General features: G+C 36.3%; 15 protein-coding genes and 1 tRNA gene. 4 read left to right on the top strand and 12 right to left on the bottom strand.

All coding sequences use genetic code 11. From position 1 onward, the window contains the following. A partial coding sequence (locus QXQ25_05000; protein MEM0161060.1) for a ribosome biogenesis/translation initiation ATPase RLI occupies positions 1–956 on the bottom strand: 956 nt, incomplete at its 3' end. Positions 957–962: 6 nt separating this feature from the next. After that, positions 963–1,391 carry a DUF6015 family protein gene (locus QXQ25_04995; GenBank protein MEM0161059.1) on the bottom strand — a complete coding sequence of 143 codons (429 nt, stop codon included), beginning with the start codon at positions 1,389–1,391 and terminating at the stop codon, positions 963–965. A gap of 256 nt (positions 1,392–1,647) precedes the next feature. On the opposite strand from QXQ25_04995, the gene dnaG reads away from it, so the two are divergent. Then, positions 1,648–2,913 (top strand): DNA primase DnaG, encoded by a 1,266-nt coding sequence (gene dnaG, locus QXQ25_04990; protein MEM0161058.1) that lies wholly within the window; start codon positions 1,648–1,650, stop codon positions 2,911–2,913. On the opposite strand, the gene QXQ25_04985 is transcribed toward dnaG, so the two are convergent. Continuing rightward, entirely contained in the window at positions 2,910–3,110 is a 201-nt protein-coding gene (locus QXQ25_04985) for a MoaD/ThiS family protein (GenBank protein MEM0161057.1), read from the bottom strand. The two genes, dnaG and QXQ25_04985, sit on opposite strands and share 4 nt — an antisense overlap. 243 nt (positions 3,111–3,353) lie before the next feature. On the opposite strand from QXQ25_04985, the gene QXQ25_04980 reads away from it, so the two are divergent. Continuing rightward, positions 3,354–4,481: a hypothetical protein gene (locus QXQ25_04980; protein MEM0161056.1), complete on the top strand. Its 1,128-nt coding sequence runs from the start codon at positions 3,354–3,356 to the stop codon at positions 4,479–4,481. Positions 4,482–4,813: 332 nt separating this feature from the next. Continuing rightward, positions 4,814–5,002, top strand: coding sequence for a transposase (locus tag QXQ25_04975; GenBank protein MEM0161055.1), 189 nt, complete (start codon positions 4,814–4,816; stop codon positions 5,000–5,002). A 1,034-nt stretch (positions 5,003–6,036) separates the two neighbouring features. On the opposite strand, the gene QXQ25_04970 is transcribed toward QXQ25_04975, so the two are convergent. The 7 genes from QXQ25_04970 to QXQ25_04940 all read right to left on the bottom strand — a co-directional run bounded on the left by QXQ25_04970 (position 6,037) and on the right by QXQ25_04940 (position 10,448). Further along, positions 6,037–6,109 (bottom strand) — tRNA-Gln (locus QXQ25_04970). 51 nt (positions 6,110–6,160) lie between these two features. After that, on the bottom strand, positions 6,161–7,360 hold the full coding sequence (locus tag QXQ25_04965; GenBank protein MEM0161054.1) for a TIGR00375 family protein: 1,200 nt from the start codon (positions 7,358–7,360) through the stop codon (positions 6,161–6,163). Further along, positions 7,357–8,226 (bottom strand): thiamine pyrophosphate-dependent enzyme, encoded by an 870-nt coding sequence (locus QXQ25_04960; GenBank protein ID MEM0161053.1) that lies wholly within the window; start codon positions 8,224–8,226, stop codon positions 7,357–7,359. Before QXQ25_04960 ends, QXQ25_04965 begins: the two co-directional genes overlap by 4 nt. A gap of 7 nt (positions 8,227–8,233) precedes the next feature. Further along, a complete protein-coding gene (locus QXQ25_04955) occupies positions 8,234–9,304 on the bottom strand; it encodes a 2-oxoacid:acceptor oxidoreductase subunit alpha (protein MEM0161052.1) in 1,071 nt (356 codons plus the stop codon). Continuing rightward, positions 9,301–9,540 carry a ferredoxin family protein gene (locus QXQ25_04950; GenBank protein ID MEM0161051.1) on the bottom strand — a complete coding sequence of 80 codons (240 nt, stop codon included), beginning with the start codon at positions 9,538–9,540 and terminating at the stop codon, positions 9,301–9,303. Before QXQ25_04950 ends, QXQ25_04955 begins: the two co-directional genes overlap by 4 nt. Positions 9,541–9,575: 35 nt before the next feature. Beyond that, positions 9,576–10,049, bottom strand: a complete 474-nt coding sequence (locus QXQ25_04945) for a CBS domain-containing protein (protein MEM0161050.1) — start codon at positions 10,047–10,049, stop codon at positions 9,576–9,578. Positions 10,050–10,055: 6 nt separating this feature from the next. Further along, complete coding sequence (locus QXQ25_04940; protein ID MEM0161049.1) at positions 10,056–10,448, bottom strand: hypothetical protein; 393 nt, start codon at positions 10,446–10,448, stop codon at positions 10,056–10,058. A gap of 89 nt (positions 10,449–10,537) precedes the next feature. On the opposite strand from QXQ25_04940, the gene QXQ25_04935 reads away from it, so the two are divergent. Beyond that, positions 10,538–10,984, top strand: a complete 447-nt coding sequence (locus QXQ25_04935) for a CGGC domain-containing protein (GenBank protein ID MEM0161048.1) — start codon at positions 10,538–10,540, stop codon at positions 10,982–10,984. A 28-nt stretch (positions 10,985–11,012) separates the two neighbouring features. Here the strand turns inward: QXQ25_04935 and QXQ25_04930 are convergent, their stop codons facing one another. Next, positions 11,013–11,240 carry a KEOPS complex subunit Pcc1 gene (locus QXQ25_04930; protein MEM0161047.1) on the bottom strand — a complete coding sequence of 76 codons (228 nt, stop codon included), beginning with the start codon at positions 11,238–11,240 and terminating at the stop codon, positions 11,013–11,015. A 29-nt stretch (positions 11,241–11,269) separates the two neighbouring features. Then, positions 11,270–11,681, bottom strand: a 412-nt coding sequence (locus QXQ25_04925; protein ID MEM0161046.1) for an AAA-associated domain-containing protein, incomplete at its 5' end; no start/stop codon positions are given.

Below are 11,681 nucleotides of genomic sequence, written 5' to 3'. Positions count from 1 at the left end.
CAGTTTCTAAATCGCATGTTCTGCTCTCTTATATATCCATCCAGATACGAGTTTATGCCGTGTCTAGCACTCAACAGACTTGATACTATTCCGTAAGATGCCTCCTCACCGAATAGTATGTGTACCTCATCAGCGAGAAAGTCGATGATTGCCAGATCATGCTCGATTACATACACACTTTTTTGTTCTGCCAGATTTTTCAGTATTTTTGCAAAGTTAAGTCTCTGTGCTATGTCCAAATATGATGATGGTTCATCAAAAAAATAGACTTCAGCGTCTTTCAAAAGCGTGACTGCAATTGCTAAGCTCTGCAATTCTCCTCCCGATAAATCTTCAATATTTCTATTTAATGAGTTATTTAAATTCAGCGAATTTGTCAATGATTCAAAATCTGACTTTTCAGATAGATCTTTTAACAAAGATCTCACAGATCCTTGATACTTTTTTGGAATATTGTCAACATACTGTGGTTTCAAAGCGATTTTCAGCTTTTTGTCTCTTACTTTCTTAAAGTAATCTGCATATACAGATCCAGAATAATAGTCAAGAACCTTATCCCATGAACCCGGATGATCAAAATCTCCAAAATTCGGTATTAAAGTTCCTGATAGTATGTTTAATGCAGTAGTCTTGCCCACACCATTCTGCCCTATCAGTCCTATAACTTTCCCTTTTTTTATAGCCGGTAATTTATATATTCTGAACCCGTTTTCACTGTACTGGTGCACCAGATCTTTTTTCAGTGCTTCTGGCAAGCTCAATATTTTAATTGCATTGTACGGACATTTATGTACGCAAATGCCGCATCCCACGCAAAGTTCTTCATATATCTTTGGGTAATCATCTTCAAACACGACTGTTTGAGTGCCTATTCTGTTTTGCGGGCAGTAATATTGGCATTCATGATTGCATTTTTTAGGATGGCATCTATCAAAATCGATAACTGCTATATGCATAAACTATTACTCTCCTCTGTTCCAAACATCTTCTGGCATTTCACTATATATATCTGTTTTTATCTCTTCAATTACGTTTTTTTGCTCTTCTCTAAGTTCATATACTCTCTTATAGTTCAAGATCCAGTAGTGTATTCTCCATTCTCTACCGTCATATAATGTAGTTTCTTCACGTTCTGTTTCCAAGATTCCCACATCTTCCATAATATAAAATATATCACGATCATCAGGCTCTAACGAATTATCAATAATACGATTTTGAAATCCGAAAAAGTTTAGAATGTGCAATGCTGTTAAGTATGCTTCTTCATAGCTCATTTTCCGCTCTTCACTTTTAATGCCGTTTTGTATAGCTCTAGCTAGGGAATTCGCGTACACGATCTTTGCAGATTCTAATTGATTATCTAGTTCTTTAGTCATATTTTCAGATGCCATAATAAATAGAACATATTATTATATAAATTTTATGTGCCTTGTATAACCATGTCAAATATTATAAAAAACGGATAATAACATTTATTAACTTGTGCATATTACTCATTTTGATTAGGAAAAATAATTAATGATTAAATTCATCATAATTCAATATCACGCTAAATTGGCATAAAAATGTCGAGAGTTCGGATTAGATTTAAGTGAATAAATCACCTATTTTTCCTAATTTAAAAAAGTATGAACTGAGGTGAAAAATATGAACGTAGATCCTAATGCAGCTAAATATCTTATTAAAGCTAAGATTTCTGCAGAGGGGGTAGTAGAAAAACCAGATGTGGTAGGCGCCATATTTGGGCAGACAGAAGGTTTATTAGGCGATGAGCTAGATCTTAGAGATCTACAAAAAAGTGGGCGAATAGGTAGAATCGAGGTTGACATAGACTCTAAAAAAGGTAAATCAGAGGGTGTAGTATACATCCCTTCCAGTTTAGATCAGGTAGAAAGTGCCATATTGGCTGCATCTTTAGAAACTATTGACCGTGTAGGTCCATGCAAAGCTTCTTTAGAGATACTATCTATAGAAGATATCAGACTCATAAAGAGACAAAAAGTAATTGAAAGAGCAAAACAGCTTTTGAGCAATTTGATCTCACAGGGCAAAAATGTGAGTGAAGATCTGATACAGGTAGTTAGGGACACAGTGGAAGTTCAGGAAATTACCACTTTCGGAGAAGATCATTTGCCAGCAGGGCCTAATGTTGCTCAATCAGATGCAATTGTAATAGTAGAAGGAAGATCAGATGTTATAAACCTGTTAAAGTACGGGATCAAAAATACTGTTGCAGTAAATGGTACTAATATTCCAAAAACGATCGTTGAACTGACTAAAGAGAGAATCGTTACTGCATTTTTGGACGGAGATCGTGGTGGAGATCTAATACTGAAAGAGTTATTGCAGGTTGCAGAACTGGACTTTATAGCACGTGCTCCGCCAGGCAGAGAAGTGGAAGAGCTGACTTACAAGCAGATCGTTAAAGCATTGAGAAATAAGATGACTATAGAACAGTATCTTGCTACCCATGGTATGGAAGAAGAGCTGAAAGCATACTCTGAAAAAGAGAAAGCTTTAGAGGTTCAGGAAACTGTATTTGATAAATATGCAGATACCATAGACGATGAAAAAGATGAGCCCAATGAAAAAACAGAGGTCAAGGAAAAGCAAGAATCTAAAAACCCGCAATATTCTACTGATGAACTATTAAATAATGCCTTTCAAAAAAAAGAGGCTCTGTTGTTAAATTCGGATAAAACAATAATAGAGAGGATACCTTTAAACGAGCTTGTTGATAAGCTAATCAAGGAAGATAAAAACAATATTAAAACTGTGATTACAGGCGGCATAATATCACAGAGGCTCGTGGATGTATTATACGATAAGGGCATCGCTGAAATATACGGTATGAAAATAGCGAATTTGACAAAAAGGCCTGCAAATCTAAAAATTGTCGCTAAAAATCCTTAACCGCCAGAAAAAACTCTAATAATTTGAATAGTATCAGAATCAGAGACCTTGTCGTCTTCTGGTACTGGTACACCATTTTTTAAAACTATATGCGTTTCAGCAGTTAACGATAGCTCTTTTAATATCTCTGACACTAGCCTTTCTCCTTTGATCTTAACTGTCTTTTTGGGTGAGCTTATCAACTCTACGATTGTCATCACATACTTAAATATGATTTGACATTTAAATGTTTTTTAAGGCAATTTTGAGATTTGTCAATTCTCCGTTGAAAAAATTATCAATTAACACAGCTCACTTGTTTTGAAAACCATTCAAATTAAATGATCCAGATAAAATCTATGGCTTCGGCATAATGAAATAATATCAACTTATCAACAAAGATTTGACACTGTTCAATTTTGAAAAAATATAAATTAGATGATGATTTGAGGTAAAATAACATGCCGATGGAAATAGAAGAAATAATGGATATGATCAAGAAAGGATACGACAAAAACCACATTTTAAAGTTTGTAAGTGAGGATCTTTACGAGATCGCTTATTCTCGCATACTTGCCAAACAGAAACTGAGTTTTTCTGAGCTGGTTTATTCAGACATTGTAGGAATACAGACAGCAACACCAGAACTGATTGCAGAATACAAAGCAAAGAGATTAAAAACTGATATTATCGCAGATTTAAGTTGTGGGATCGGGATACAGAGTCTTTACTTTTCTAAATATTCAAATTTTGTATATGCTATTGATGTTAATGGAAAGAGACTGGAATTTGCAAAAAAGAATTCAATGCTGTTTAACAGAACTAATATTGAATTTATAAATAATAGCGCTGAAGATCCAAGCACCATCAATCGCATAAAAGATGCAAACATAATATTTTCAGATCCTGCTCGCGCCAAAAACCAGAATATTCAGCTTCTAGAAAATTTGTCGCCTGCCCCTCTAAAAATCATAGACCTGTACAAAGATCATAAAGATATTGCATTTGACATTCCTGCTCAGATCACGGAGGACAGACTGAACTTTGACTGTGAAAAAGAGTTTGTTTCTATTGGTGGAGAGATTATAAGACAGTCTTTGTACCTCGGATCTTTGAAAAAATGTGAGAAAAGTGCATTGATACTTCCAGGTGAGTATAGGTTATGTTATGATCATAATATAGAACGAAATTTTGAGATTGTTGACCATTTAGAAAACTACATTTACGAGCTGGACCCTGCAGTAACATACGCATCATTGATTCCAGAAATAACAAGCGAATATAAAATAAAGATCTTTGAAACATCAAAAAAGAGAACTCTTGCTACATCAGATTCTTTTATTTCTTCGCATTTCTTCAAGAACATTTTTGTTGTAAAGGAGATTACCTCTTTTGAAAAAAATGCAATCAGAGATGCATTAATAAAAAACAGTGCAAAGTCTGTGATATTGAAATTCAGGATCTCAGATTCTGAGTATTGGCCATTCAGAAACACTCTCGAAAAAAACCTGTCTGGTTCTAAAACTCTATACGTATTCAAAATATTAGATCGTGCTGTGATTGCAGAAGTGACCTCCTCCCCTAGCTAATGCAAGGAGTTTCCTGTTTCAACGGCCAAAGTTGCCCTTTCTGGTATTGATCCAATTTCTACAGACATGAGTCTGAGAATATCTCTCCTCCTTAAATGTTAAAAATTTATATTTTATTTTTGCTCTTTCTCAATTTTTTATATCTGAACAAAATATAGAAAAAAATAGCTGGTGACAAAGTATTAAAACTCCCCGGGGCAACTTTGCAAAAAATAATTAATAAAAATAAAAAATTTATTTCTTTTCTTCCTCAGATTTTTCCTTTCATTTTTACACCTCTGCTTCTATTTTATGAGTTCTATATTATGAGCTATATACTTACACAATTATAGATTTTACCTCGAATTTCGAAAAAAAGGTCGATAGTAGAAAGGCCATATGCGGTAATAAAGTGCGTATTTCATGGAGGGCATGTGTTAGTAACAACGGTGATCAGGGTACGGGTAAAGGCAATGTTTATGTGTTTAGCACATAATCTATCCATTCTTTTATCATTACAAAAACAGGGATTGATAGCGTAAGCTATAAAAAAATCAACGAAAAAACTGAAAAATAATAAAAAGTAAATGAAAAACATAGTAAAAATGGCGCAAATAACTTATTTTTTATGATTTAAAAACGTTTAATTATAAATTCTAGAGGTCATAATAAAATTTAATAATGTTTTTAGATATTGTCTAAATAAATTAGGAAAGGAAAAAATAAAAAAAAGAAGATGAGTTTTGTGAGTGTTTCAACAGCATTTATTATCGGGCTTATTGTCGGATTTGTTATTGGATATATTATCTAAATTCGGATTGTTGTTTTATACTAAAAGAAACATTGTCATGGCTATCCACTTTTGACAGCACACATAAAGTAGAGTTCTGTTATTATACCGAACCCCTTCGCCGAACCTGACTTGCAGATTTCCTGCATCCGGCTCACCGACCGTTTTCATGACATGGTATTATGGCGTTTTCCGATGAAGGTAGATGGCTTTGTATCCATGAGGAAAAGACCAAGTTTACTGATGTCTTGGTTATTCCACGTGCTTGGCATGTTGTGTTTTCTGCAGTATTTTCTTGAAATCTCGTATTCTATCAATATGGGTTTTACTGACAGTATATCTTCCACGTATCTCGCCGGATCTCCTGAATTTTGCTCAGTTCCGAATTACAATATGGACATCTATCTACAAAGAGATTATCTTGTCTAGTGCTCTTTGTGCTCTAAAATGCCCTTGATGCCCTTTTATTGCTTCTGGTTTTTTCTTCTTTTCACTATTATTCTCTTTTTTTATTTCATATACCTTATCGTTTTTAACTCTGACATTGATCTGATGCCTGAGCTCATATTCATTCTGTTTCTCTTTTAAAATTTTGATCTATTCTTCAAGTTTTTCAATTTTTTTAGAAGTATGTCAATGATCTCTTGATCATCCTTACACTTTGCAAATATTTTATCCACGATTAGTATATATAATCAATCAAATATCTCCATGTTTCGGTAAAACAGGATATTTTTGGAAAATTTTAACTTCTTAATCGTGACCAGTTGCGCTTAAAGTATTAAACAGCCCCGGGCAGATTCGAACTGCCGTTGCAGGATCCAAAGTCCCGCATGCTTGACCGCTACACCACGGGGCTACTTAGTAAAGGAATGCACAAAACATATAAAAAAACTTGCTTTTTTAAATATTAAAAATCGATAAGTTTAGTTTGCCCTGTCAATTGCTCACGGATTACTATTTCAACAGTACCATACTGCCCTCCGCCGCCAGGTTTTACTTTTACTTGCCCGTTTCTGAATGCTTGTATTGCATTTATAACTTTGAGGTCTGTGGTTATTGAAGATAAAGGCTCATCAACCATTATCTTTATCTCATTACCATATTTATCGATAAGCGAATTCCAGAGATCTTGCACTTTGTTTGAAGATTCTGCTACGTTTAAAGACTTTGCAATGATCTCGCTTAACGGTATTAAATGCAAATATGGAGGCCTATAGTCTGGGTGTTTAGGTTCTGTATAAGTAGCCAGTTCTTCAACTCTGTCTTTCACTCCTTTTTTTATTATGCCCTTGCACTCGGGGCATCTCCATTTTAATGATTTTGCTTCAGCGAGCGTGTAATGCTTAAAGCATCTGGTGCAAGCAGTTTCATTGTATTTTCCCTCTTGTGGCGGTATCCCGACGTTCATGATAATAGCCCTTCCGTTTCTTCGTTGTATTGCATCTCTGATGTCATTAAACGCTATCGATTCAACCTTTAACCTGTTGAATTCTCTCGCAATCTTGTTGGGATGGTAAGAATGTGCATCAGAGTTAGTCAGAAAAGTCAAGTGCCTGATCTCTTCGATTCTGTCAGCATAGTCAGTGTCCGCACTAAGCCCCAGCTCTAAAAACTGCACATAATCCGTATACTCTCCATAAAGTTCTTTAATACTGTCATAATAAGCATACATTGCCGTCCATGGAGTAAATGCGTGGGCAGGACCGATCATCGTGCCAGTGCTCTTTGCCAGCTCTGCCAGTTCTACACCGTTCATTGCCAGCTTCGGCCTGCCGTCAGTGTCGAGATTATTATTTTTTTTAAGCAATTGTTCTCTAAACTCTTCCACTTTTGACATTGCCGAAAAAATAAGGACATGATGCACCCTCTTTATGTCTTCCACTTCAGTAGTCAGCACAAAATACATTTCTTTATACTTAAAAAGCCCCTCTTCAATCTTTTCAATGCCCTTAAAGTCATTGAGCCAGTGTATATTCAGTATATCGCCAGAGCCCATCACATCTATGCCTTTTCTCTTTGCATAATATGCAATGTTTGCAATGTTCATGTCCTTGCTGGTAGCACCAGAGTACATGCTGTGTATGTGAAAATCAACGTTGATTATCATTTTTTGCCATTTTTAGAATCTAATATCTCTAAATTCTGTTTTGGATACTCTTCTTCTTCTTCAACGCTTACTTTTGCACCAAGCGGCACCCTGTCTCTCCTGACCAGTTCTCCAAACGTGTAAACACCCTCTATGTTCAGATCCATGACTGTATAGATCTTATCCATATCCTTTCCCAGCTGTTTAATAGATACCATGTTATCCCTGATCCACCTGAAATTCTTGACCGGATCTGCCATATTATTTCTTCTCCCAAAATTGACCGGGCACTGTGACAAAATCTCAATAAACGAGAATCCTTTTACCTTAAATGCTGTTTTAATACTATTTACAATCTGGTACGGTTGTGCCGTGCTCCAGCGAGCTACATAATTTGCTCCTGCTGCAGCAACGATCTCTGCCAGCGCAAATGGAAAATCAGGGTTTCCTTCAGGTGTGGTCGTAGAGCGCATAAGATGTGGTGTAGTTGGTGCAACTTGACCGCCCGTAAGCCCGAAATTGCCATTATTCACAGCGATAACCATGATGTCCAGATTCCTGCGAGCAGCATGAATCATATGGTTCCCACCTATCGAAAACAGGTCTCCGTCACCACTTATTACTACCACGTTCAATGTTGGATTTGCAAGTTTAACGCCTGTAGCGAATGCAAGTGCTCTGCCATGCGTAGTATGCAGAGAATCGGCATTGATATATCCTGGAACCCTGCCTGTACATCCAATACCAGATATAAATACCGTATTGTCCAGAGAAATGTTATCGTCATTAAAAGCCTTGTATATTGTATTCATTATCGTTCCCAGCCCACAGCCTGGACAAAACTGGTGCGGCCATCTTTCTTTTCTGTAAAACTCAAAAAATTCCATATTTTAATCACCCTACAAATTTCTCAATTTCATATGGAGTTGGTATCTTACCGCCCAAATACCCTGTTACATTCACCGATTCAGCCCCATATTTTCTGGATACTCGCTCTACTTCAAGTGCGTACCCCCTCAAATTCAGCTCGTATACATATATGCTCTTTCCACTAACCAGGTTTTTAAATATCGATTCTGGAAATGGCCATAAAGTCTTGGGCCTGATCAACCCTACATTATTATTTAAAATTGGGTATGCTGCCCTCGACGCAGATCCGTATGCTACAATCATCTTTTTGGCATCAGGATTTATTACTTCTACCTGCGAGATGTCTTTCTCATTGTTTGTTATCTTGCTTACCAACCTTCGGACCAGCTTGTCGTGTAAAGACTGAGATATGGTCTCTGGATATCCTTCTTCAGTATGCGTCAACCCTGTAACTGTAGTCTTGCTTTTGGTTCCCAGAGCCTTGAACTCTCTCATATATTTGTCTTTATAATCATTTCTGTTTATCAATTTTATAGTTTCAGGTACTCTGATCTTTTCAACCATATGCGCAATTTCAGCGTCGGATAGCACTATGGTTGGCACTCTGTACTTTTCAGATAGATTAAATGCCTCTATGGTAAGATCAAAATACTCTTGCACAGAATTTGGTGCTAGTGTTATAAGTTCGTAGTCGCCATGACTTCCAAATCGGGCCTGCATAACATCTCCCTGGCTTAATATAGTAGGTTGCCCTGTTGAAGGCCCACCACGCATTACGTCCACTATCACGATCGGAGTTTCGGTCATTGCTGCATATCCTATATTTTCCTGCATCAGCGAGAATCCTGGTCCTGACGTTGCAGTCATCGCTTTCTTGCCAGTCCATGCTGCTCCTATAATCGCGGCAATAGCTGCAATTTCGTCTTCCATCTGTATAAACACGCCTCCATTTTTTGGTAAATGCGCAGCCATATACTCCATCAGATCAGATGCAGGGGTAATTGGATAACCTCCATAAAAAACACATCCTGCTAGCATTGCCGCTTCTGCAGCAGCCACGTTTCCCTGCAAAAAATATTTGCCATGCGTGATCATAAACTTTGCACCTCATATTCAATAGCGTGCTCAGGGCATGTGAGCCAGCAGATCTCACATAGTATTTTGTCTTTCTTACCAAGCTTATAATTAGTACATAATTCAGGTTTTGCTATTAATGGATAATAATAGCCTGTATCTGAGATCTTAGATCCTGTATCAAACACTTTTTTAGGGCACACTTCTATGCATAAGTTACACCCTTTACAGTAGTTCACATTAATTGTTGGAATCATTGCGCAGGTAAAACAATATTATTAATTAAATCTTTTCATTTCTTTAAAAAAGCTTTTAAAAGATCCGAGCGTGTTACTATACCTACTAGATCCCCATTCTTATCTATAACCGGTAACCTGTTAATCTTCCATCTAACTAGTAGCTGTACTGCATCTTCAATACTATCTTCAGGGCCAATAGTGTATATCTTCTTCTGCATAATATCGTTTACTTTTATACCTCCAATGCGATCGTAAATTTCGGTGATTTTTTCGTAAGGCAATTCCTGTGCTCTAGGAATCTCAATGATCTCAAACGGAGTAGGAACCAATACCCAGCCCTGCCTTTTATACTCTGAATCTAAATAGCGCAGTATATCCCGCATGGTTACTATTCCAACCAGCTTATTGCCAACAGTTACTGGTGCCCCTGCTATATTATTCTCAACCAATAATTTAAGCGCATCTCTGATCTCCATGTCTGGAGTCAGCTTGATCAGGTTTTTAGTCATTATCTCTTCTATTTTCATATGCTATCACTTTTTCCTTTTTTTGAGCTCTATCCAAAACATTTTATCGTATTCAACTCTATTTTTTATCTTTTTCGATGTTAAAAAGCGGCTTAACTGCTCTGTCACTGCCTTGGTATCTTCGTTAGGCACAACCTTGTCTCTTATTATCTTTATTTCTATCCCGCCATCTTTCGAAAACAACATTTTCATCTTTCCGTCTCTTATAAAACCTTCCGGTTTGCGATTGCGATCTAGATCTAACATGTTCTCATAAATCAATATATCTACAAAGTTAGGCTCTTCAAAGCTCTGCCTGCTCTCTTCTAAAAAAAGTTTGAACATCTCTGGAAAAACTTTCTTTAAATCTTTCCAGTCTAGCTTTTCAGATAAGTAAATATGACCACTATGTACCTTCATACATCATACATATAATAGTATAATATATATAACTTTTCATATAGCATGAATAAAACAAATTTTAATATAGCCACAATTAGATTACTCTCGTGAAAAATATGGTAAAAATTGGAATTATTATTTGTGATCGATACAGAACCTGCGCCGGTGGAAAGTGCTTTAGAGCATTAAGAGAGCGCGAAGGGGCATTTAGTAATTACAAGAATGAAGATGTGGAATTAGTCGGATACACCACTTGTGGTGGCTGCCCGGGTGGCAATATTGAATATGCACCGGAAGAACTTAAAAAGAATGGTGCCGAGATCATACATCTGGCAACTGGCCTAGTTGTTGGATATCCTCCATGCCAATGGACAGATTATTTCAAGAAATTCATAGAGGAAAAGTATGATTTAAAGGTAGTCATAGGAACACATCCAATCCCTCAAAAGTATTATTTAACACACAATGCTTTAGGAACATGGGATGATCCTGTATGGGATCTACGCCTAAAAAATGTAATGTGCGATGATAAAACGCGTAAAAACTATGATTGATCTTCAAAGCTGCTGTATAATACTTTCTTTATCTTAACGTATAGATTGTTTCTGCTAGCTTTATTGCGGACAGAAGATCATTTAGAGTGTTCAACATTGAATTAACTGTATCAGATGAGATCTCACAAACCAGTTTATTTTTCTCGGCCCATGCATTTACGTAATCATAGTTATCAATGCTTGTAGCCGCAACTACCAAGGTTGGGTCTAACAATTCATAGTAAAAGCTTAGCTTGCATCTTATTCTGTTATTCATCAAGTATCCTCAAATATTTATTTAGGCATTTATAATAGATACACTTCATTGCTGTCTATGTTGTAACCCATTAACTGTGTATATCTTCCCCAGTTGATAAGCAGATCAAACATCTGTTCTGGATTTTCTATATAGAACCTTTCTTTCATAACCTCTAAAAACTGGTTTTTGTCCATTTTTTTATCTTTATCCATGCTCAATATTAAAATCCCGGTTTGAAAAGGCTCTATATACTTTATTAGCTCTTTCAATATTACTTTTCTCTCAGGTATGCTCGCATTTGAGAATTTTTGGCCTAACTCTGTCAAAGATATGTTACCATCTACTATCTGGACTAACCCTAATCTTTCAGCATCATCTACAATATTGAAAAATTTGGTTTTTTCCATGCCCAGATCATCATCTAATTTAGCCAGATCTGTAGGAGTAGTAAATGTGCTG

This window comes from Thermoplasmata archaeon (genome assembly GCA_038729465.1).
Taxonomy (GTDB): domain Archaea; phylum Thermoplasmatota; class Thermoplasmata; order Thermoplasmatales; family ARK-15; genus JAVRLB01.
The sequence above is the reverse complement of the archived record's forward strand: the minus strand, read 5'-3'. Positions and strand labels throughout refer to the sequence as shown.

What these genes read in the sequence shown, in the direction of transcription:
- QXQ25_04995 (MEM0161059.1), bottom strand. Translation starts at nt 1,391, where the DNA reads ATGGCATCTGAAAATATGACTAAAGAACTAGATAATCAATTAGAATCT.
- dnaG (MEM0161058.1), top strand. Translation starts at nt 1,648, where the DNA reads ATGAACGTAGATCCTAATGCAGCTAAATATCTTATTAAAGCTAAGATT.
- QXQ25_04985 (MEM0161057.1), bottom strand. Translation starts at nt 3,110, where the DNA reads ATGACAATCGTAGAGTTGATAAGCTCACCCAAAAAGACAGTTAAGATC.
- QXQ25_04980 (MEM0161056.1), top strand. Translation starts at nt 3,354, where the DNA reads ATGCCGATGGAAATAGAAGAAATAATGGATATGATCAAGAAAGGATAC.
- QXQ25_04965 (MEM0161054.1), bottom strand. Translation starts at nt 7,360, where the DNA reads ATGATAATCAACGTTGATTTTCACATACACAGCATGTACTCTGGTGCT.
- QXQ25_04960 (MEM0161053.1), bottom strand. Translation starts at nt 8,226, where the DNA reads ATGGAATTTTTTGAGTTTTACAGAAAAGAAAGATGGCCGCACCAGTTT.
- QXQ25_04955 (MEM0161052.1), bottom strand. Translation starts at nt 9,304, where the DNA reads ATGATCACGCATGGCAAATATTTTTTGCAGGGAAACGTGGCTGCTGCA.
- QXQ25_04950 (MEM0161051.1), bottom strand. Translation starts at nt 9,540, where the DNA reads ATGATTCCAACAATTAATGTGAACTACTGTAAAGGGTGTAACTTATGC.
- QXQ25_04945 (MEM0161050.1), bottom strand. Translation starts at nt 10,049, where the DNA reads ATGAAAATAGAAGAGATAATGACTAAAAACCTGATCAAGCTGACTCCA.
- QXQ25_04940 (MEM0161049.1), bottom strand. Translation starts at nt 10,448, where the DNA reads ATGAAGGTACATAGTGGTCATATTTACTTATCTGAAAAGCTAGACTGG.
- QXQ25_04930 (MEM0161047.1), bottom strand. Translation starts at nt 11,240, where the DNA reads ATGAATAACAGAATAAGATGCAAGCTAAGCTTTTACTATGAATTGTTA.